This window comes from Streptomyces griseoaurantiacus (assembly GCF_036189845.1).
Lineage (GTDB): Bacteria > Actinomycetota > Actinomycetes > Streptomycetales > Streptomycetaceae > Streptomyces > Streptomyces griseoaurantiacus.
In genome coordinates this window covers 1866418-1886880 of the sequence record NZ_CP108326.1, presented here as the reverse complement: position 1 = coordinate 1886880, position 20463 = coordinate 1866418, and the positions used below count along the sequence as shown (strand labels likewise).

Here is a 20463-nt window from a genome sequence, read left to right as displayed (position 1 = left end):
GCGGGGGAGGGGCGGGCGCGAGGACGGTTCCTCGCTCCCGCCCCCTTTGCCGTACCCGCCCCCCCACCGGGCTAGCGGACGCCCGAAGGGGACGAGGCGACGGAGTCCCTCGAGTCCCTCGATTCCGTCGCGCCCCTCGAATCCGTCGAGTCCCTCGAGGGCAGGGCGGGGAAGCGCGGCGCGGGCGGGAGCACCCGCTCGTCGGCCGGCACCGTGTCCCGCCACAGCCTCCGGGCCGCGCCCACCGTCGCGCACACCAGCAGCCCGTTGCGCACCACCAGCAGGGTGACCCCCAGCCCGTCACTCGCCACCACGTGCCCGAAGTACACCGGGAACTCCAGCACCGTCACCGGGCACGCCAGCAGCACCAGCACCGCCGGCACCGTCATCCGCGCGCCCCGCCGGCCCAGGCACACCGCCGCGAGCCCCACCAGCCACACCAGGTACTGCGGGCTGATCACCCGGCTCGTCACCGTGAAGACCAGCACCGCCACGAACCCCGCGTCCGCGAGCGTGGCCGGGGAGAACCTCCGGGCGGCCAGCCGCCACACCACCAGCCAGCCGAGGCCCGCCACGCTCAGCCCCAGCGCCCCCGCGCTCACCGTCCCCACCCACGGCCCGAGGAACTCCACCGAGCCGTAATGGAGCAGCACCTCCCCCTGCCACCCGAAGTGCCGGGCCACGTGCAGGACGAGCGCCCCGAGCGACTCCACCTCCGTGCCCCGCCCGCCCTGGGCGCGCAGGAACGAGAACGCGCCCGGCATCGCCAGTGCGCACACCAGGGCGAGCCCGCCCGCCGTCACCGCCGCCGCGCCCCAGGCCCGCCGCCGCACCGCCCCCGCGAGCAGCAGCGCCGGCCACACCTTCAGCAGCGCCCCGCACGCCGCCAGCACCCCCAGCGCGCGCGGATGCCGGGCGCCCGCGACCAGCGCGGCCACCGCCACCGCCGTCACCATCACGTCGTAGCGGGCGTACACCGTCGGACCCAGCAGCGCGAGCCCCAGCGTCCACAGCCACGGCCCGCGCGCCCCGCCGCCGTCCCGCGCCCCGGCGTACAGGAGCAGGGCCAGCACCGCCAGGTCGGCCAGGAGCGCGAGGGCGAAGAAGGCGTGCGCGTACGACAGGAACGGCAGCAGCGCGGGGGAGAGGACCGCGAGGGCGGCCCCGGGCGGGTACTGCCAGGAGACGTCGCCGCTCGGGAAACCGCCGGTCAGCAGCACGTCGTACCAGCCCCGGTAGATCACCGACACATCGCCGGTGACGTCCGGGCCCGGGAACACCCACACCTTCAGCAGGCACAGCAGCAGGGCGGAACGGCTCGCACCCCAGACGAGGAACAGTGCCACCGTGATCCGCCGCGTACCCGCCATGCCCACCGAGACACCGTCCCCGTCCGTCCGTCACCGCCGCCGTCCGGGGCATGATCGCGCGGCGGGCGGTGGTGCGGCCGTGAGGCAGGGCCGGGGGCCGCGGGAAAACGACCGGGCGGCGGGCCCCGCACGGCCCGTTCGGTACTGTCGTCGGCGATGCACAAGACCCTGATCGTCACCAACGACTTCCCGCCCCGGCCCGGCGGCATCCAGGCCTTCCTGCACAACATGGCGCTGCGGCTCGACCCCGAACGGCTGGTCGTCTACGCCTCCACCTGGAAGCGGAGCCGGGAAGGGGCGGAGGCGACGGCCGCCTTCGACGCCGAGCAGCCCTTCACCGTCGTGCGCGACCGCACGACGATGCTGCTCCCGACGCCCGCCGTCACCCGCAGGGCCGCCGGACTGCTCCGCGAACACGGCTGCACCTCGGTGTGGTTCGGGGCGGCGGCACCGCTCGGCCTGATGGCGCCCGCGCTGCGCCGCGCCGGGGCGGAGCGCCTGGTGGCCACCACGCACGGTCACGAGGCGGGCTGGGCCAGGCTCCCCGCCTCCCGGCAACTGCTGCGCCGCATCGGCGACTCGGTGGACACGGTCACCTACCTCGGCGAGTACACCCGCTCCCGCATCGCCCCCGCGCTCACCCCTGCCGCCGCGGAGCGGATGACACAACTGCCGCCCGGCGTCGACGAGAAGACCTTCCACCCCGGCTCCGGCGGCGCCGAGGTCCGGGCCCGGCTGGGGCTGAGCGACCGGCCCGTGGTGGTGTGCGTCTCCCGGCTGGTGCCGCGCAAGGGGCAGGACACGCTGATCCTCGCCCTGCCCCGCGTTCTCGCCGCCCACCCGGACGCGGTGCTGCTGATCGTGGGTGGCGGCCCCTACGAACGGGACCTGCGCCGCCTCGCGCGCGAGACGGGCGTCGCCGGCTCCGTGCGCTTCACCGGCTCCGTGCCCTGGGAGGAACTGCCCGCGCACTACGGCGCCGGCGACGTCTTCGCCATGCCGTGCAGGACCCGGCGCGGCGGACTGGACGTGGAGGGCCTCGGCATCGTCTACCTGGAGGCCTCCGCGACGGGCCTGCCCGTCCTCGCCGGGGACTCCGGTGGGGCCCCCGACGCCGTGCTCGACGGCGAGACGGGCTGGGTGGTGCGGGGCGGCGCCCCGGCGGAGGCGGCGGAGCGGATCAACGCGCTCCTCGCCGACGAGGAACTGCGGCGCCGCATGGGCGAACGGGGCCGCCGGTGGGTCGAGGAGAAGTGGCGCTGGGACCTGCTGGCGGAGCGTCTGAGGGCCCTGCTGTAGGGCCGTTCTCCGGAGCCGCGGTCACGGAGCGGCGGTCACGGAGCGGCGGTCACGGAGCGGCGGTCACGGAGCGGCGGTCACCGCCGTCCGTTTCCGGCCAGGGCACGGCCTTCACGAACGGGGTCCGGCCGCGGTCACCGCGACCGGTCTCCCGCCGGGGTCACCGCGCGTAAATCTCCTCGATCTCACTCGCGAAGTCCTTCGCGACCACGCCCCGCTTCAGCTTCAGCGAGGGCGTCAGGTGCCCCGACTCCTCAGTGAACTGCCCCGGCAGCACACGGAACCTGCGCACCGACTCGGCCTTGGACACCGCCGCGTTCCCGTCGTCCACCGCGCTCTGCACCGCCGCGAGCAGATCCGGGTCCTCCCGTAGCGAGGACGCCGTGGACCCGGCGGGCTTCCCGTGCTCGGCGGCCCACCGGCCGAGGAACTCCTCGTCCAGGGTGACCAGGGCGCCCACGAACGGCCGCCCGTCGCCCACGACCATGCACTCGGCGACCAGCGCGTGCGCCCGGATGCGGTCCTCGATCACCGCGGGGGCGACGTTCTTGCCGCCGGCGGTGACGATGATCTCCTTCTTGCGCCCGGTGATCCGCAGATAGCCGTCCTCGTCGAGGGTGCCGACGTCGCCTGTGTGGAACCAGCCGTCGGCCAGCGCCTCCGCGGTCGCCGCCTCGTTGTTCCAGTACTCCTTGAACAGGTGCTCCCCGTGCAGCAGCACCTCGCCGTCGTCCGCTATGCGGACGACCGAACCGGGCAGCGGCTGTCCGACCGTGCCGATCTTCTGCCGGTCCCAGGGGTTGAACGCGGTCGCCGCGCAGGACTCCGTCAGGCCGTAGCCCTCCAGGACCGTGAAGCCGATGCCGCGGAAGAAGTGGCCGAGCCGCTCGCCCAGCGGGGCGCCGCCGGAGATGGCGTACTCGCCGCGCCCGCCGAGCACCGCCCGCAGCTTGCGGTAGACCAGCTTGTCGAAGACCGCGTGCCGGATGCGCAGCCCGAGGGAGGGCCCTGAAGCGCTGTCCAGCGCCCGGCTGTAGGCGATCGCCGTGTCGGCCGCCCGGTCGAAGATCTTCCCCTTGCCCTCGGCCTGTGCCTTGGCGCGCGCCGAGTTGTAGACCTTCTCGAAGACGCGCGGCACACCGAGGATCAGCGTGGGCCGGAACGAGGCCAGTTCGTCGGTGAGGTTCTTGATGTCGGGGAGACAGCCCAGCTTGATCGGCGCCATCATCGGCGCCACCTGCACCAGCCGCCCGAAGACGTGGGCGAGGGGCAGGAACAGCAGCACCGAGCACTCACCGGTGCGGAACAGCGGGCGCAGCCGCTCCACCACGTTCCCGCACTCGGCGAAGAAGCTGCGGTGGGTGAGGACGCAGCCCTTGGGGCGGCCCGTCGTGCCGCTGGTGTAGACGATGGTCGCCGGGTCGTCCGCCCGGGCCAGCGAGGAGCGCTCCTCCACCGTGGCGTCGCTGACGTCCCGGCCCAGGCGCTCCAGCTCCGCCACTCCGCCGGCGTCGATGCCCCACACGTGCTTGAGCGCGGGCAGCGCCTCGCGCACCGACTCCACGGCCGCCGCGTGCGCCGCGCTCTCCACGAGGCAGGCGGTGGCGCCCGAGTCGCCGAGGATCCACTGCACCTGCTCGGCGGAGCTGGTCTCGTAGACCGGCACGGTGATCGCGCCCGCGCTCCAGATCGCGAAGTCCAGCAGCGTCCACTCGTAGCGCGTACGGGACATCAGGCCCACCCGGTCGCCGGGCTGCACGCCCGAGGCGATCAGTCCCTTCGCCGCCGCCCGCACCTCGTCGAGGAACACGGTCGCCGTGACGTCCTGCCAGCCGCTGTCCGTCCGGCGGGCGATGACCGCCACGTCGGGATGCTGCGCGGCGTTTCTGCGGACGATGTCGGTCAGATTGCCGTCCGCGGGGACCTCGTACAGAGCCGGAAGGCTGAACTCGCGCAAGACTGCTGCTCCTCATAGGGCACCGACGCCACGACGTCGTGCTGCGACGGTGCGGTCCAAGGCTGGGGCGGGTGCGCGGGACCCGGCGAACGCGATGGCCGGAAACCTGTGCACGACTGGACCGCCTGGACGTTACCCGTCGGTATGGTTCCGGGACAGGGGTCCCGGGGAGATGTTCGGTGTGTCACACGCCGTGGCGTCACCGGGGTCACGGTAGTGCAGCCGGGAGAGAACCGGCCAGTAACCGCCGGTTCGGCCCGGACTGTTCACAAGCGTTCCGCTCCGCCTACCCTTGATCACCATGGCACGGACTCCCGGCGGTGACGACAGAACCCCCAAGACCAGGATCCACGTGGTCAGCGACGTGCACGGCAACGCGCGCGACCTGGCCCGGGCGGGGGAGGGCGCGGACGCCCTGGTGTGCCTGGGTGACCTCATCCTCTTCCAGGACTACGCCGACCACTCGCGCGGCATCTTCCCCGACCTCTTCGGCGTCGAGGCCGCCGACCGCGTCGTCGCGCTGCGCACCGCCCGCCGTTTCGAGGAGGCCCGCGAGTTCGGCGCCTCGCTCTGGCAGGCGCTCGACGTCGACCGAACCACTGCCATCGAGTCGGCGGTCCGGCGGCAGTACGCCGAACTCTTCGCCGCCTTCCCGACCCCCACGTACGCCACCTACGGCAATGTCGACATGCCCGCGCTGTGGCCGGAATACGCCGGTCCCGGCACCCGCGTCCTCGACGGCGAGCGGGTGGAGATCGGCGGGCGGGTCTTCGGCTTCGTCGGTGGCGGACTGCGCACCCCCATGCGGACGCCCTTCGAGATCGGCGACGAGGAGTACGCGGCGAAGGTCGAGGCCCTGGGCGAGGTGGACGTGCTGTGCACCCACATCCCGCCCGAGGTGCCCGAACTCGTCTACGACACGGTCGCGCGCCGCTTCGAGCGCGGCAGCCGGGCCCTGCTCGACGCGATCCGGCGCACCCGGCCGCGGTACGCGCTCTTCGGCCACGTCCACCAGCCGCTGGCCCGGCGGATGCGGATCGGCGGCACGGAATGCGTGAACGTGGGCCACTTCGCGCGGACCGGACGGCCCTGGGCCCTTCAGTGGTGAAGACGGTGGTGGGAGCGGTAGCGGGAGCGGTGGTGCGGCCGGTCGTGAGGCGCGGTGGCAACGAGATCGCCGCCGCGCGGTAGCCTTCCGCTGCACATACGTGCGCTTTCGCGCACACCCTCCCTCACCGGACCGCATCTGGAGGAGCCACGTCGATGGCGGAACACACCAGCTCGAGCATCACGATCGAGGCGGCACCGGCCGACGTCATGGGGGTGATCGCCGACTTCGCCCGCTACCCGGACTGGACGGGTGAGGTGAAGGAGGCGGAGGTCCTCGCGACGGACGGACAGGGGCGCGCGGAGCAGGTGCGCCTCGTGATGGACGCGGGCGCGATCAAGGACGACCAGGTGCTCGCGTACACCTGGGGCTCCGAGCACGAGGTCTCCTGGACGCTGGTGAAGTCGCAGATGCTGCGCTCGCTGGACGGCTCCTACCTCCTCAAGCCCGCCGGCACGGGGGCCACGGAGGTGACGTACCAGCTCACCGTGGACGTCAAGATCCCGATGCTCGGCATGATCAAGCGCAAGGCGGAGAAGGTCATCATCGACCGGGCCCTGGCCGGCCTCAAGAAGCGGGTGGAATCCAGCCGGTAGCCGGTAGCCGGTAGCCGGTAGCCGGTAGCCGGTAGCCGGTAGCCGGGCGCGCGGGGCGGCGCGGTGGCGGGTGCGCCGCGCGGCCCGCCCGCCGCCGCCGGCGGTGCGCGGCAGCCGCGCGAGGCAGGCTTCCCGTATCCGCACCCGCCCGGGCAGCCGCCCTCCGCACCCGCCCTCCGCACCCGCCACCCGCATCCGTCCCGAGCCCGAGGGCCCCACTTTGCGCACCCTCCTCGTCACCGGCCCCGGCGGCTCCGGCCGGACCACCGTCGCCGCCGGCGCCGCACTGCGCGCCGCCCGCCTCGGCGTCCGCACGTTGCTGCTGTCCGCCGACCCCGCCGACACCCCCGGTGCCGTGCTCGGCACCGCCACCGGCGCCAGCCCCCGACCCGTCGCAGGGGTGCCGCACCTCACCGTCCTGCGGCCCGATGCCGACACCCGCTTCCGCGAGGACCTCCTCGCCCTGCAGACCCGGGCCGCCTCCGCCCTCGACCTGCTCGGCGCCGCCCGCCTGGACGCCGAGGAACTCACCCCGCTGCCGGGCGCCACCGCGCTCGCCCTGCTGAGCGCGCTCCGCGAGGCCGCGCACGCGGACGACCACGACCTGGTCGTCGTCGACCTGCCGCCCGCCCCCGACGCCCTGGCCCTGCTCGCCCTGCCCGAACAGCTCCGCCGCTATCTGCGCCGGCTGCTGCCGCCGGAGCGGCAGGCCGCCCGCGCGCTGAGGCCGTTGCTCGGCCGGCTCGCGGGCGTCCCCGTGCCCACCGAGCGGCTCTACGAGGCCGCCGCCCGCTGGGACACGGCCCTCGGCGCGACCGAGGCCGTGCTCGCCGACCCCGGCACCACCGCCTGGCTGGTGGCCGAACCCGGCCCGGCCGGCGCCGAGGCGGTGCGCGCCGCGACCACCGGGCTCGCCCTGCGCGCCCTGCGCCTGGACGCCGTGCTCGCCAACCGGGTGCTGCCCGAGCCCGGTTCGGACACCTGGCTGGCCGGCCCCGCCGTACAGCAGCGCAAGACCCTGGAGGAGTGGGGGGACACGTACGGCACCGCCGCCGTCCACGCCGTCCCGCACCTCGGGCGCGATCCGCGCGGCACCGAGGACCTGAGCGCGCTGGACCTCCCCGTGCCCGCGCCGCGGGAAGCGCCGCCGGGCGCCGTCGAGTGGCCCGTCACCGAGGAGCCGGCCGGCGTGGACGGGGACGGTGCCGGCCCCCTCCTCGTCTGGCACCTCCCGCTGCCCGGTGCCGTGCGGGAGGAACTGGATCTGGTCCGGCGCGGCGACGAACTGATCCTCACCGTCGGCCGCCTTGACCGCATCGTTCCGCTCCCCTCCGCGCTGCGCCGCTGCACCGTCGTGGGCGCGGCCCTGCGCGAGGGCGAGCTGCGCGTCCGGTTCGCCCCCGATCCGGCGTTGTGGCCGGGGCGGTTCGGGTAACGTCGAAGGGACGAGACGCAGTCAGGAGTCCGCCATGAGCGATGAGCGCCGCCCTCCCGAGGCCGACGATGCCGACAAGGGCAACGGCAACAAGGGGGACGAGGGTGTCAAGGGCGGCAACGCCGACAGCACCGCCAACGCCGACAGCACCGCCAACGCAGGCAACACCGCCGACGCCGACGGCACCGCCGACGCAGGCAACACCGCCGACGCCGACGGCACCGCCGACGCAGGCAACACCGCCGACACCGACGGCACCGCCCGCGAGGCCGAGCGGGAGCCGGCCCCAGGCGGCGGGACGGGCCGGCCGCGCGTGAGCGACGCCGACGCCTGGGCCACCGCCGTCGCCGAGGACCTCGCCGAGGAGAAGGCCCGCCGCAAGGAGCGGTACGGGGCCCCGCCCGGATCGGCCGCCGAGGAACTGCGCCGGCTCGTCGACACCGTCGCCGACAAGCTCTCCGGCCTCCAGTCGCCGCTGCTCGGCGCCGCAGCCTCCGGCGCGGCCCAGCAGGTGGTCGGCCAGGTGGTGCGGCAGGCCCGCGCGGTCGTGGAACCGGTCATCGAGCGCAACCCCGACGTCTTCGACCACCTCGCCGCCGCGGGCACCGAGCTGCTCGCCGCCTACCGCAGCGCCGTCCAGGCGCAGGAGAGCCGCTGGACCGCCCGTGACCAGGCAACCGACCTCCGGAAGGACGACGAGGGGCCCGGCCCCGGCGAGCACATCGACGTGGAGTGACACCGCCCTCGGGTACGGTTGGCCCTAGCGGGGCTCGACCGGAACTGAGGGATTCATGGGACTCACCATCGGCGTCGACATCGGCGGCACGAAGATCGCGGCCGGCGTGGTCGATGAGGAAGGCAACATCCTTTCCACCTTCAAGGTGCCGACCCCCACCACACCCGAGGCCATCGTGGACGCCATCGCCGCCTCGGTGGAGGGCGCGCGGGCCGGGCACGAGATCGTCGGGGTGGGTATCGGTGCCGCCGGTTACGTCAACCGGCAGCGGTCGACGGTCTACTTCGCGCCGAACATCGACTGGCGGCAGGAGCCGCTCAAGGAGAAGGTCGAGGCCCGGGTCGGGCTGCCGGTCGTCGTGGAGAACGACGCGAACGCGGCGGCCTGGGGCGAGTACAAGTTCGGGGCGGGCGCGGGCCACCGCAACGTCATCTGCATCACGCTCGGCACGGGTCTCGGTGGCGGCATCATCATCGGCAACAAGCTGCGTCGCGGGCACTTCGGGGTGGCGGCCGAGTTCGGCCACATCCGCATGGTGCCCGACGGGCTGCTGTGCGGCTGCGGCAGCCAGGGCTGCTGGGAGCAGTACGCCTCCGGGCGGGCGCTCGTGCGGTACGCGAAGCAGCGGGCCAACGCGACGCCGGAGCGCGCGGACATCCTGCTCGCCCTCGGCGACGGCACCCCCGACGGCATCGAGGGCAAGCACGTCTCGGTGGCCGCGCGGCAGGGCTGCCCGGTGGCGGTGGACTCCTACCGCGAGCTGGCCCGCTGGGTGGGCGCGGGTCTGGCCGACCTGGCCTCGCTGTTCGACCCCTCGGCGTTCATCGTGGGCGGCGGCCTGTCGGACGAGGGCGACCTGGTCCTCGACCCGATCCGCAAGTCGTACAAGCGCTGGCTGGTCGGCGGCAACTGGCGCCCCGTCGCCGACGTGATCGCCGCCCAACTGGGCAACAAGGCGGGCCTCGTCGGCGCGGCCGACCTCGCCCGGGAGCCCGACCCCGTCATGTGACGGGCCGTCGGCAGGGCTTCCCCCCCCCGCCGCCCCTGCCCTCCCGGCCGGACCGGGGAGGGCAGGGGCGGCGGGGGCGAGAACGTCTCCGGCCCCGGACCGGCGCGGCGTATCTTGATCACCATGCCGACCACAGCCCCGCTGCCCGCCTCCGGCACGGACCCCGACGGCACCGCCGTCATCCGCGCCCTCAGCTACAACGTCCGCTCCCTCAAGGACGACACCGACGCCCTCGCCCGCGTCCTCACCGCCTGCGCCCCGGACCTCGTCCTCCTCCAGGAGGCCCCCCGCTTCTTCCGCTGGCGCAAGAAACTGGCCCGCGTGGCCGCCGCCTCCGGGCTCGTCATGCTCTCCGGCGGCGGCACCGCCGCGGGACCGGCCCTGCTGTGCTCCCTGCGCGCCACCGTCGAGCGCACCGAGGACGTCCTGCTGCCGCTCACCCCCGGGCAGCACCGCCGCGGCCTGGCCACCGCGGTCGTCCGTTTCGGCGGCACCCGGCTCGGCGTCCTGAGCTGCCACCTCTCGCTCCAGGAGCGGGAGCGGTACGAGCAGGGCGGCCTGCTCCTCGACCGGGTCGCCGCCCTCGGCACCCCGCACGTCCTGGCCGGCGGCGACCTCAACGAGGACCCCGCCGGCCGCACCTTCCGCCGTATCGCGGCCGAGCTGCGGGACTGCCGGACCGTCGCGCCGTGGGGCGAGGAGCACACCTGGACCCGTACGGAACCGCACGGCCGCATCGACGCGCTCTTCACCAGCAAGGGCGTGGAGGTCCTCGGCTGCGGCGTGCCGCTCGGTCACCCGGGGGTGAGCGAGCGGGACCTGAGGGCGGCCAGCGACCACCTTCCGGTCCTCGCCGCCCTGCGGCTCCCGCCCACCGGCTGAGCCCCCGGCGCGAGGGCCGTCCGGAGGGCTCCCGCCGTCAGACCACCGCGCCCCGGCCGGGGTCGTCCTCGTCCTCGTCGCCGGGGTGCATGCGCATCACCAGCGTGGCGCAGCCGCCGAGGAAGCCGCCGATGCAGGCGGTGGTGAGCCACCAGGTCATGTCCCAGCCGAGCAGCACGGCGATCAGGAGCAGGATCGGGCCGCCGATCGCGCCGAGCCAGGCGAACCGCGCCGTGGCGTCGGAGGCGGGCAGCGGCGGCGGCTCCGGCGGCACGAAGTGCCCCTCGTCGTCCTCCCCGCCGGGCCCCTCCGGAGGGGAGTAGTCCCGCGGCCCGACACCGGGCGCGAAGGAGATCGAACCGCCCAGCGGTGCGCCGGGACGACCGGTACGCGACGGCCCGCCGTCCCCCGCCGCGGAGGCCTCGCGGCCGTCCGGTCCGTCCGGTTCCTCACCGTTTCCCGCACCCGGACCGGCGGGGCCGGCCGCACCGGCGCCGGCGGGGAGGCCGGCCACGCCGGGCGTGCCGATCCCGCCGGGCGTCGTGACCGCGCCGGGGCCGGTGGGCCCGCCGGGCCCGCCGGACTCCGCAGTCTCACCCGAGGCACCGGGCCCAGTCGCCGCCGTGGTCCCGCCGGCCGCGTCGGCCCCGCCCGTTCCCTCCGCAGCCCCCGCCCCGGCCGCCGGGCCCGGCGGCTCCGGCAGGGGGACGTTCTCCACCGGGCGGACCGGTCTCACCGGCCGGAACGGTTTGAACGGTTTCGCGCCGGGCGGGTCCGGCGGCTCCTCGCCGTACCCCGCGACGATCGCCGCCCACGCGGCGTCCTCGTCGAGGGGGAGCCCTCGCTCCTCCGGCTCGTGGTCGGAGTCGTGCTCAGCCACCTACGGCCGTCCCTTCCTCGTGGTCGTGCCCCTCCCCGGGAGCGGACTCGGGTGCGAGACGGGCGACGAAGGCGTGACTCTCCTCGAAGATCCGGTCCGCGTCATGGTCCAACGTCGCCACGTGGTAGCTCTGTTCCAGCAGGACCTCGGTGACGTCCGTGGAGGACACCCGGCTCAGCACCCGTGCCGGGTCGGCGGCCGGTACGACGTGGTCCCGCGTGCTGCGCAGCACCAGCAGCGGCTGCGTGACCTGCGGCAGCTCGCCGTCCACCCGGCGCAGGAAGGACCGCAGGGAGTGCGCCGCGTGCAGCGGCACCCTGTCGTAGCCGACCTCCTCGGCGCCCTCCTTCGCGATGTCGCTGACGATGCCCCGGGTGCTCGGCACGAGGTGCCGGGCCACCGGCAGGGCGTGCGCGGCGAGCCCGTGCACCTTGTTGGCGGGGTTGACGACCACGATCCCGGTCACCGCGTCCCCGTGCTTCGCGGCGAGCCGCAGCGCCAGCGCCCCGCCCATCGACAGGCCGAAGACGAACACGTGCGTGCACCGCTCCCGCAGGACGCGCAGCTCGCGGTCGACCTCCGCGTACCAGTCCGGCCAGCCGGTGAGCTGCATGTCCTGCCAGCGGGTGCCGTGCCCGGGCAGCAGCGGCAGGGAGACGGTCAGATGCCGCCGCGCCAGGTACTCCGCCCAGGGGCGCAACGACTGCGGGGAACCGGTGAAGCCATGACACAGCAGCACGCCGACCGGGCCGCCCTCGTGGCGGTACGGCTCGGCTCCAGGGAGGACCGGCACGTCGGTCTCCTGTTCGTCAGTAGTCGGTACGGCGGGGAAGCTGCGCCCAGTGGTGAGGACTGTGCCCAGCAGTACGGAAACCGGCGACCGGCCGTTCGGATCGGCGGTCGGACGGCGTACTTCACCGTACGCGACCCCACCGACACCGACCAGGGCCGTCGGGCCCCGCGCCGGAGACCGCGGCGGTGCCCCCGCTCGTCCCGCCCGGCCCGAACTCGCCCACGGGCACCGAGAGTTCGGATCGGGGCCGGTGATCGTCACAGTTACCGTCCCATGACATTCGTCCGTACAACTCATGGCCACGGGTCCGTGTCGAACTGACTGAACGCGGCATTCCGCGCCGCGCACCGACCGAGTCGAAAGGCCCCCCACATGACCCGACCGCACCGCCGCACCCGCACCGCGCGCCTCACCGCACCCCTCGCCGCCGCCGCGCTGCTCGCCGGCGGGCTCGGCGCCGTCGCGCTCTCGGCGGGCGCCGCCCAGGCGGCCCCCCGGGCGGGCACCGCCGCCGCACAGGACGACTTCAACGGCGACGGCTACGCCGACCTCGTCGTGGGCGCCCCGGACGCCACGGTCTCCGGCGCCGCCAAGGCCGGCTACGTGGCCGTCACCTACGGTTCCGCCGAGGGCGTCTCCCTCACCGACAAGAAGGTCATCAGCCGTTCCACCAGCGGTGTCCCCGGCTCCGCGACGGCCGGACAGCGCTTCGGCGCCACCTTCACCAAGGGCGACCTGGACGGCGACGGCTTCAGCGACCTGGTGATCGCGGGCGGCAAGGCCGGCTCCGTCGTCCTGTGGGGCTCCGCCTCCGGACTCACCGGCGGCACCGCGCTCGCCGGCTACGGCGCCGCCCCGCAGGTCGGCGACTTCGACGGAGACGGGAAGACCGACCTCGCCCTCTTCTCCGCCCAGTCCGTCGGCGGCGACGACCCCGAGGGCGCCCCCGCCGCCCTGTGGAAGGGCCCCGTCTCCCGGGCCGGCACCCCCGCCGCCAAGCTGCCCCTCCTCGACAAGTCCCTGTGGTGGGGCTACGACGCGGACGGCGCCTCCTGCGCCACCAACGGCGGCTGCGAGGACGGCGCCTCCTCGATCACCGGCCCCGTCGACTCCGGCCGGGTCGGCGACGTCAACGGGGACGGCAAGGACGACATCGTCCAGTGGGTCTACGCGGGCGACGGCGTCTGGGGCAACCGGCTGCTCCTCGGCGGCGGCGCCTCCGGCTTCACCCGCGGCTGGGTGCCCGGGGAGGACACCGGCCGCGAGACGGGCACCGGCATCGGCGACGTCAACGGCGACGGCTACGACGACGTCGTCGTCGGCCGCGACGGCTGGAACGACAAGGTCCGCATCGCCTTCGGCTCGGCCTCCGGCCTCTCCGAGAGCCGCGTGCAGTCCTTCGACCAGGACCTGCCCGGCTTCCCCGGCGCAGAGGAGGAGGGCGACGGGATCGGCACCACGGTGTCGGTCGGCGACGTCAACGGCGACGGCTACGCCGACATCGCCCTCGGCCTGCCCGGCGAGGACGTCGGCGACGTCGAGGACGCCGGCTCGGTCGCCCTCGTGCCCGGTACCGCCTCCGGGGTGACGGGCACCGGCGCGCAGACCTTCCACCAGAACACCGCCGAGGTCCCCGGGGTCGCCGAGGCCGGCGACCGCTTCGGCGTGAGCAGCGCGCTCCTCGACGTGAACGGCGACGGCCGCCTCGACCTCGCGGCCGGCTCCACCGCCGAGAACGAGGAGAAGGGCGCGGTGTGGGTGCTGCCCGGCACGGCGGCCGGCCTCACCGCCACCTCCTCCCTCGCCTTCGGCGCCGGTGACCTCTCGGCGCCCGCCACGAAGGCCCACTTCGGGGCGTACCTGCGCTGAGCCGGGGCACGGCGGTGACGTGCGGTGGGGCGGCCTGGTGCCGCCCCACCGCCATGTCCGGGGACATCGTCTATGGTCTGTCCGAGGACACGGGAGGCACTCGGTTGTTGTACGGCGCGATGAAGGTCACCGTCGGGGGCACGCTGAAGCTCGCCTTCCGCCCCTGGGTGGAGGGCCTGGAGCACGTGCCCGCCGAGGGTCCGGCGATCCTCGCCAGCAACCACCTGTCCTTCTCGGACTCCTTCTTCCTGCCCGCGGTGCTCGACCGCAAGGTCACCTTCATCGCCAAGGCCGAGTACTTCACCACCCCCGGCGTCAAGGGACGGATGACCGCCGCCTTCTTCAAGGGCGCGGGCCAGCTCCCCGTCGACCGCTCGGGCGCGCGCGGCGCCGGTGAGGCGGCCGTGCGCAGCGGCATCGAGGTGCTGCGGCGCGGCGAGCTGTTCGGCATCTACCCGGAGGGCACCCGCTCGCCCGACGGCCGCCTCTACCGGGGCAAGCCCGGCGGGCTCGCCCGGGTGGCGCTGGCCACGGGCGCGCCCGTCCTCCCGGTCGCGATGATCGACACGGAGAAGATCCAGCCGCCGGGGAAGGTGGTGCCCAAGCTGATGCGCCCGGGCATCCGCATCGGCAGGCCCCTGGACTTCAGCCGCTACCAGGGCATGGAGCACGACCGTTTCGTGCTCCGGGCGGTGACCGACGAGGTCATGTACGAGATCATGCGGCTCTCCGGTCAGGAGTACGTCGACATCTACGCGACGGCCGCCAAGCGGCGGCTCGCGGACGCCGCCAAGGCGGACAAGCAGGCACAGGCGGACAAGCAGGCAGAGGCCGAGAAGCAGTCACAGGCGGAGAAGCAGTCACGGGCGGAGAAGCGGGCACCGGGCACCGGGGCGTAACCGGGGGCCGGCGCGGGGGCGCGCGGCCGGAGAGCACGGCGGAGGCGGGGGGAACATGCCGAAACGCGTGAAGGTCATGAGGATGTCGGTCGAGCAGCCGCTGTGGCGCGCGCTCACCGCCTACCGCGTCCTGACGATGCTGTACGCCCTGGGGCTCTTCCTCGGCGCGTACGGCGACTTCCGACGGCCCGGCGTGGCGATCGGCTACTTCGCCGTCCTGGTCGTGTGGACCCTGGCCACCCTGCCCAAGGTCGCGGGGGCGGCGCACTGCACCAAACCGTTCCTCGCCGTCGACCTGGGCATCGCGCTCACCGGCATCCTGCTCACCCCCGTGGCCGACGCCCACCAGCGGGTCGTCGAGGGCGGCCCGACGCTGCCCTCGATATGGACCGCGGGTTCCGTCCTGGCGTACGCCGTCAAGGGCGGCTGGCGCTGGGCGGCCTTCGCCTCCACGCTGGTGGCCGCCGCCAACCTCGTCGAACGCGGGGCCCCGACCCGGGACACCCTGCACAACGTCGTCCTCGTCTGGGTCGCCGCCATCGCCATCGGCTACGTCGTCGAGGTCGCCCGCGCCTCCGAGCGGACCCTCGCCCGCGCCCTGGAGATCGAGGCCGCGACCCGCGAACGGGAACGGCTCGCCCGGGACATCCACGACGGCGTGCTCCAGGTCCTCGCCATGGTCCAGCGGCGCGGCACCGCGCTGGGCGGCGAGGCGGCGGAGCTCGGCAGGATGGCCGGCGAGCAGGAGGTGGCGCTGCGCTCCCTGGTCACCGGCGGCCCCAGCCCCGTCTCCCGGCTGTCCGAGGACGAGTCCGAGGGCGCGCTCGTCCGGCTGGTGCAGGAACCGGAGGAGGAGAGCGGTGAGGCGGCCGGCGCGCGTGAACCCGTCGACCTGCGCTCCCTCCTCACCCCGTACGCCGGAGCCCGGGTCACCCTCTCCGAACCGGGCGCGCCGGTGCCCCTGCCCCCGGCGGCCGCGCGCGAGGTGGCCGCCGCGGTCGGCGCCGCGCTGGACAACGTGACGCGGCACGCGGGGGAGGAGGCCCGGGCCTGGATCCTGGTCGAGGACAACCCGGACGGGATCGTGGTGACGGTGCGGGACGACGGACCCGGCATCCCCGAGGGCCGGCTCGTCCAGGCCGAGGGGGAGGGCAGACTCGGTGTCGCCCAGTCGATCCGGGGCCGGCTGCGCGACCTCGGCGGCACCGCCGAGCTGCTCTCGGTCCCCGGCCAGGGCACCGAGGTGGAACTGAGACTGCCGAAGGAGGCGCCCGGCACAATGGCGGGCGCACAGGACGCGCGGGGCGGGACGGGACAGCGATGAACGACCAGCGGGACACGCACGGCACGCACGGCGGCGGCACGGCGGGGGAGCGGCCCGGCGCGGGAGCGGGCGGCGGCGCCGGGAACGGCGGCCCGATCCGGGTCATGGTGGTCGACGACCACCCGATGTGGCGCGACGCCGTCGCCCGGGACCTCGCCGAGTCCGGCTTCGACGTGGTCGCCACCGCGGGCGACGGCGAACAGGCCGTGCGCCGGGCCCGGGCCGTCGCCCCCGACGTCCTGGTGCTCGACCTCAACCTGCCCGCCAAACCCGGTGTCCAGGTGTGCAAGGAACTCGTCGGCACCCAGCCGGCCCCGCGGGTCCTGGTGCTCTCGGCCAGCGGCGAGCACGCGGACGTGCTGGAGGCGGTGAAGTCCGGCGCCACCGGCTACCTGGTCAAGTCCGCCTCCACCGAGGAACTCGTCGACGCGGTGCGCCGCACAGCGGCCGGTGACCCCGTCTTCACCCCCGGGCTCGCCGGGCTCGTCCTCGGCGAGTACCGGCGCCTGGCCGCCGAGCCCGCGCCCGCCCCGGAGTCCGGCGAGGCGGGCGAGGCCGCCCGCGCGCCGCGGCTGACCGAACGCGAGACCGAGGTGCTGCGCCTCGTCGCCAAGGGGCTGAGCTACAAGCAGATCGCCGAACGCCTCGTCATCTCGCACCGCACCGTGCAGAACCACGTCCAGAACACCCTGGGCAAGCTCCAGCTCCACAACCGGGTCGAGCTCGTCCGGTACGCCATCGAGCGGGGCCTGGACGGCGCCTGACGGTCCCTCCGCCACCGCCCGGACGCCGCCTGACCGGGCGGTATGCCCTGATCCGTAAACATGTGTCACGGCGGCACTCGGCCAAACGAATCCCGATTGATCAACGTCCGAGTGATTTACCGGAATTGACCGTCCCGTGCATGCCGAAGTGACGTGGGTCACCATTAGCGTGGCCCGCGTCAGGCAACCGCGGCGAAGGGACACTGTCATGCGGGTAGGAGTACTGACCGGGGGCGGCGACTGCCCCGGGCTCAACGCCGTCATCCGGGGCATCGTCCGCAAGGGCGTGCAGGAGTACGGCTACGACTTCGTCGGCTTCCGGGACGGCTGGCGCGGTCCCCTGGAGGGCGACACCGTCCACCTCGACATCCCCGCCGTGCGCGGCATCCTGCCCCGCGGCGGCACGATCCTCGGCTCCTCCCGCACCAACCCCCTCCAGCAGGAGAACGGCATCCGCCGCATCAAGGACAACCTCGCCAAGGAGGAGATCGACGCGCTCGTCGCGATCGGCGGCGAGGACACCCTCGGCGTCGCCGCGCGCCTGGCCGACGAGTACGGCATCCAGGTCGTCGGCGTGCCGAAGACCATCGACAACGACCTCTCCGCCACCGACTACACCTTCGGCTTCGACACCGCCGTCAACATCGCCACCGAGGCCATCGACCGGCTGCACACCACCGCCGAATCGCACATGCGGGTGCTGGTCGTCGAGGTGATGGGCCGGCACGCCGGCTGGATCGCCCTGCACTCCGGACTGGCCGGCGGCGCCAACGTCATCCTCATCCCCGAGCGGAGATTCGACGTCGACCAGGTGTGCGCCTGGGTGACCTCGCGGTTCAAGGCCTCGTACGCGCCGATCGTGGTCGTCGCCGAGGGCGCGCAGCCCAAGGACGGCGACATGGTGCTCAAGGACGACTCCCTCGACTCCTTCGGCCATGTGCGGCTGTCCGGAGTGGGGGAGTGGCTGGCGAAGCAGATCGAACGCCGCACGGGCAAGGAGGCGCGCACCACGGTGCTCGGGCACGTGCAGCGCGGGGGGACTCCCAGCGCCTTCGACCGCTGGCTCGCCACGCGCTTCGGCCTCCACGCCATCGAGTGCGTGCGGGACGGGGAGTTCGGGAAGATGGTGGCGCTGCGGGGCACCGACATCGTCCGCGTCCCGATCGCGGAGGCGACGTCCCGGCTGAAGACGGTCGACGCGTCCCTGTACGAGGAGGTCTCGGTCTTCTTCGGGTGACACACCCGCATGACACACCCGCGTGGCGCGCCCGGACGACACACCCGCGTGGCGCGCCCGGGCGGCGGGGGGCCGGCGGCGGGGCGGATGCCCCCTCCGGTCCCGTCCCCCGCCGCCCGGCGTCACCGGCCGGAGCGCCCCGTCACGGGCGCACCCCCTCCGACAGGCCCGCCAGCAGCTCCCGCACCACCTCCGCCCCGCGCACCGTCAGCACCGACTCCGGGTGGAACTGCACCCCCGCGAACCCCGGCCCCCGCAGCGCGTGCACCTCCCCGTCGGCCGAGCGGGACACCTCCACGCCCCGCTCCGCAAGCCGGGCCGCCGCCTCCTCCTCGCACCGGGCCACGAAGCTGTTGTAGAACCCCACGGTCTCCTGCCGCCCGAAGAGGTCGACCGCCACCTGCGCCCCCTGGTACGGCACCCGCTTGCGGACCACCGGCAGCCCGTACTCCGCCGCGATCAGCTCGTGCCCGAGGCACACACCCAGCACCCCCTGCCGGTGCTCGCGCAGCACCTCGCCCGTCAGCCCCCGCAGGAACCGCATCTTCGGGTCGTCCGGGTCGCCGGGGTCGCCCGGGCCGGGGCCCAGCACCACGACCCCCTCGTGCGCGCGCACCTCCTCGCGCAGTCCGGCCTCGTCGTAGCGGCGCACCGTGACCGCGAGCCCCGAGGAGCGCAGCAGGTGCGCGAGCATCGCGGTGAACGTGTCCTCCCCGTCGACGACCAGGGCGTGACCGGAGGACTCGCCCACCGGCTCCCGCATCCGCAGCCAGAACGGCGCCAGCGCGGCCCGTCGCCCGTCCAGCGCCGCCCGCACCCGGGGGTCCTCGGCCAGCCGCGGCCCGGCGGTCTCCTCGCGCGGCCGCCCCGGCCGCACCCCGAGGGCCGCCAGCACCCCCGCCGCCTTCGCGTGCGTCTCGGCCACCTCGGCGGCCGGGTCCGAGCCGCGCACCAGCGTGGCCCCGACCGGCACCCGCAGCCGCCCGTCCGCCGCGATGTCGGCGGTGCGGATCAGGATGGGGGAGTCCAGCGTCTGCGCGCCCCCGGAGTCCCGGCCGAGCAGGGCGAGCGCCCCCGCGTAGTAGCCGCGCCCGGTGGGCTCGTGGCGCTCCACGACCCGGCAGGCGTTCTGCACCGGCGAGCCGGTGACGGTCGCCGCGAACATGGTCTCCTTCAGCACCTCGCGCACGTCCAGCGAGGAGCGCCCGCGCAACTCGTACTCGGTGTGGGCGAGATGGGCCATCTCCCGCAGCCGCGGCCCGACCACCACCCCGCCCCGGTCGCCGACCGTGCACATCATCTTCAGTTCCTCGTCGACGACCATGGAGAGCTCCTCGATCTCCTTGCCGTCGGCGAGGAAGTCCAGCAGGTGCTCCGGGGTCGGCCCGCCCGCCGGATAGCGGTAGGTGCCGCTGATCGGATTCATCACCACCGTCCCGCCGGACATCCGCACATGCACCTCGGGGCTCGCGCCCACCAGCGTCCGCTCGCCCGTGTGCACGAGGAACGTCCAGTAGGCGCCCCGCTCACCCACCAGCAGCCGGCGGAACAGCGCCAGCGCGTCCGCCCGCCCGAAGCCGGGGATCTCTCCCTCGTACGTCCGCCGGATCACGAAGTTCGCGCCCTCGCCCCGGCCGATCTCCTCCCGCAGCACCCGCTCGACGATCCCGGCGTACTCCTCGTCACCGACGTCGAAGCCGCCGCCCGTCACCCTTACCTCGTGCCGCGGCAACTGCGCGAGCGCCGCCTCCAGGGGGAGCGTGTGCGTCTCCTCGGGGACGAGGACCAGCAGCGGGGTGCCGTCGTCCCGCACGTCGAAGCCGCGTTCGCGGATCTGCCGGAACGGCACGAGGGCGAGACCCTCCCCGGGCAGGTCGGCCAGGCGCTCCCGCGCGGTGACCGGGCCCCGCAGCACCTCCACCGTGTCGTGCGCACGGCCGGGGGTGCGGCGGCGCAGCAGCGCGAACGGCCGGTCGTCGGTCAGCAACGTGGACAGGTCCATGGGATCGGTTCCTCTTCCGTGGGAGTTCCGTGGAATTCGGGAGGAGGAGCGGTCCGGCCGGTCGTGGAAACACCGAAGGCCGCCCCTCGGGCGGCCTTCGCGGAGTTCAGTGCGTACGCGAGATCAGTGGGCCGCCGGGTGAGCGGTCCACCACCACATGCGGTGCACGGTCGCGAACATGGCCCGCACCCTACCCGATACCGCTCCGTCACGGCGGCCGCGCTCCTCCGACACGGCGGTGGGCCGCCCCGGACGGCCCAGGCGGGGCCCCGCCGCGGTTTCGCGGCACGGCCCTTGTTGGAA

At 74.4% G+C, this 20463-nt stretch carries 17 protein-coding genes; 12 read left to right on the top strand and 5 right to left on the bottom strand.

The window, feature by feature from the left end; genetic code table 11:
- Positions 1 to 71: 71 nt before the first annotated feature.
- A complete protein-coding gene (locus OHB09_RS08515; RefSeq protein WP_191852892.1) occupies positions 72 to 1370 on the bottom strand; it encodes a glycosyltransferase family 87 protein in 1299 nt (432 codons plus the stop codon).
- 156 nt (positions 1371 to 1526) lie between these two features.
- Between OHB09_RS08515 and OHB09_RS08510 the strand changes: the two genes are divergently transcribed.
- Positions 1527 to 2669 (top strand): glycosyltransferase family 4 protein, encoded by a 1143-nt coding sequence (locus OHB09_RS08510; RefSeq protein ID WP_006143634.1) that lies wholly within the window; start codon positions 1527 to 1529, stop codon positions 2667 to 2669.
- Positions 2670 to 2829: 160 nt separating this feature from the next.
- Here the strand turns inward: OHB09_RS08510 and OHB09_RS08505 are convergent, their stop codons facing one another.
- Complete coding sequence (locus tag OHB09_RS08505) at positions 2830 to 4626, bottom strand: AMP-dependent synthetase/ligase (RefSeq protein ID WP_328921793.1); 1797 nt, start codon at positions 4624 to 4626, stop codon at positions 2830 to 2832.
- 301 nt (positions 4627 to 4927) lie between these two features.
- Between OHB09_RS08505 and OHB09_RS08500 the strand changes: the two genes are divergently transcribed.
- The 6 genes from OHB09_RS08500 (at position 4928) to OHB09_RS08475 (ending at position 10392) form a co-directional block, all read left to right on the top strand.
- Entirely contained in the window at positions 4928 to 5734 is an 807-nt protein-coding gene (locus OHB09_RS08500) for a metallophosphoesterase family protein (RefSeq protein WP_093596058.1), read from the top strand.
- A 155-nt stretch (positions 5735 to 5889) separates the two neighbouring features.
- The gene (locus OHB09_RS08495) at positions 5890 to 6330 is read left to right on the top strand and encodes an SRPBCC family protein (protein WP_006143630.1); all 441 of its coding nucleotides are present in this window, start codon (positions 5890 to 5892) and stop codon (positions 6328 to 6330) included.
- A gap of 220 nt (positions 6331 to 6550) precedes the next feature.
- Entirely contained in the window at positions 6551 to 7765 is a 1215-nt protein-coding gene (locus OHB09_RS08490) for an ArsA family ATPase (RefSeq protein WP_191852889.1), read from the top strand.
- A gap of 313 nt (positions 7766 to 8078) precedes the next feature.
- On the top strand, positions 8079 to 8501 hold the full coding sequence (locus OHB09_RS08485; RefSeq protein WP_191853215.1) for a DUF5304 domain-containing protein: 423 nt from the start codon (positions 8079 to 8081) through the stop codon (positions 8499 to 8501).
- 55 nt (positions 8502 to 8556) lie between these two features.
- Entirely contained in the window at positions 8557 to 9510 is a 954-nt protein-coding gene (locus OHB09_RS08480) for an ROK family glucokinase (RefSeq protein WP_006143627.1), read from the top strand.
- 123 nt (positions 9511 to 9633) lie between these two features.
- Entirely contained in the window at positions 9634 to 10392 is a 759-nt protein-coding gene (locus OHB09_RS08475; RefSeq protein WP_191852888.1) for an endonuclease/exonuclease/phosphatase family protein, read from the top strand.
- A 37-nt stretch (positions 10393 to 10429) separates the two neighbouring features.
- Here the strand turns inward: OHB09_RS08475 and OHB09_RS08470 are convergent, their stop codons facing one another.
- Complete coding sequence (locus OHB09_RS08470; protein WP_191852887.1) at positions 10430 to 11272, bottom strand: hypothetical protein; 843 nt, start codon at positions 11270 to 11272, stop codon at positions 10430 to 10432.
- Positions 11265 to 12065, bottom strand: a complete 801-nt coding sequence (locus tag OHB09_RS08465) for an alpha/beta hydrolase (RefSeq protein ID WP_093595921.1) — start codon at positions 12063 to 12065, stop codon at positions 11265 to 11267. Before OHB09_RS08465 ends, OHB09_RS08470 begins: the two co-directional genes overlap by 8 nt.
- A gap of 372 nt (positions 12066 to 12437) precedes the next feature.
- On the opposite strand from OHB09_RS08465, the gene OHB09_RS08460 reads away from it, so the two are divergent.
- The 5 genes from OHB09_RS08460 to OHB09_RS08440 all read left to right on the top strand — a co-directional run bounded on the left by OHB09_RS08460 (position 12438) and on the right by OHB09_RS08440 (position 18158).
- The gene (locus OHB09_RS08460; protein WP_328919056.1) at positions 12438 to 13934 is read left to right on the top strand and encodes an FG-GAP and VCBS repeat-containing protein; all 1497 of its coding nucleotides are present in this window, start codon (positions 12438 to 12440) and stop codon (positions 13932 to 13934) included.
- 53 nt (positions 13935 to 13987) lie between these two features.
- A complete protein-coding gene (locus tag OHB09_RS08455) occupies positions 13988 to 14833 on the top strand; it encodes a lysophospholipid acyltransferase family protein (RefSeq protein ID WP_328921792.1) in 846 nt (281 codons plus the stop codon).
- 55 nt (positions 14834 to 14888) lie between these two features.
- Positions 14889 to 16157 carry a MacS family sensor histidine kinase gene (gene macS, locus OHB09_RS08450; RefSeq protein WP_191890254.1) on the top strand — a complete coding sequence of 423 codons (1269 nt, stop codon included), beginning with the start codon at positions 14889 to 14891 and terminating at the stop codon, positions 16155 to 16157.
- Between the two features lie 104 nt (positions 16158 to 16261).
- Entirely contained in the window at positions 16262 to 16921 is a 660-nt protein-coding gene (locus tag OHB09_RS08445; protein WP_234527839.1) for a response regulator, read from the top strand.
- 208 nt (positions 16922 to 17129) lie between these two features.
- Positions 17130 to 18158 carry a 6-phosphofructokinase gene (locus tag OHB09_RS08440; RefSeq protein WP_006143618.1) on the top strand — a complete coding sequence of 343 codons (1029 nt, stop codon included), beginning with the start codon at positions 17130 to 17132 and terminating at the stop codon, positions 18156 to 18158.
- 142 nt (positions 18159 to 18300) lie between these two features.
- Here OHB09_RS08440 and OHB09_RS08435 read toward each other — a convergent pair whose 3' ends face one another.
- The gene (locus OHB09_RS08435) at positions 18301 to 20160 is read right to left on the bottom strand and encodes an anthranilate synthase family protein (RefSeq protein ID WP_319119037.1); all 1860 of its coding nucleotides are present in this window, start codon (positions 20158 to 20160) and stop codon (positions 18301 to 18303) included.
- Positions 20161 to 20463 lie beyond the last annotated feature (303 nt).

Excerpts from the sequence above, each read along its gene's own strand:
- macS (WP_191890254.1), top strand. The coding sequence starts at position 14,889 with ATGCCGAAACGCGTGAAGGTCATGAGGATGTCGGTCGAGCAGCCGCTG.
- OHB09_RS08495 (WP_006143630.1), top strand. The coding sequence starts at position 5,890 with ATGGCGGAACACACCAGCTCGAGCATCACGATCGAGGCGGCACCGGCC.
- OHB09_RS08510 (WP_006143634.1), top strand. The coding sequence starts at position 1,527 with ATGCACAAGACCCTGATCGTCACCAACGACTTCCCGCCCCGGCCCGGC.
- OHB09_RS08475 (WP_191852888.1), top strand. The coding sequence starts at position 9,634 with ATGCCGACCACAGCCCCGCTGCCCGCCTCCGGCACGGACCCCGACGGC.
- OHB09_RS08440 (WP_006143618.1), top strand. The coding sequence starts at position 17,130 with ATGCGGGTAGGAGTACTGACCGGGGGCGGCGACTGCCCCGGGCTCAAC.
- OHB09_RS08515 (WP_191852892.1), bottom strand. The coding sequence starts at position 1,370 with ATGGCGGGTACGCGGCGGATCACGGTGGCACTGTTCCTCGTCTGGGGT.
- OHB09_RS08460 (WP_328919056.1), top strand. The coding sequence starts at position 12,438 with ATGACCCGACCGCACCGCCGCACCCGCACCGCGCGCCTCACCGCACCC.
- OHB09_RS08480 (WP_006143627.1), top strand. The coding sequence starts at position 8,557 with ATGGGACTCACCATCGGCGTCGACATCGGCGGCACGAAGATCGCGGCC.
- OHB09_RS08500 (WP_093596058.1), top strand. The coding sequence starts at position 4,928 with ATGGCACGGACTCCCGGCGGTGACGACAGAACCCCCAAGACCAGGATC.
- OHB09_RS08455 (WP_328921792.1), top strand. The coding sequence starts at position 13,988 with ATGTCCGGGGACATCGTCTATGGTCTGTCCGAGGACACGGGAGGCACT.
- OHB09_RS08435 (WP_319119037.1), bottom strand. The coding sequence starts at position 20,160 with ATGGACCTGTCCACGTTGCTGACCGACGACCGGCCGTTCGCGCTGCTG.
- OHB09_RS08445 (WP_234527839.1), top strand. The coding sequence starts at position 16,262 with ATGGTGGTCGACGACCACCCGATGTGGCGCGACGCCGTCGCCCGGGAC.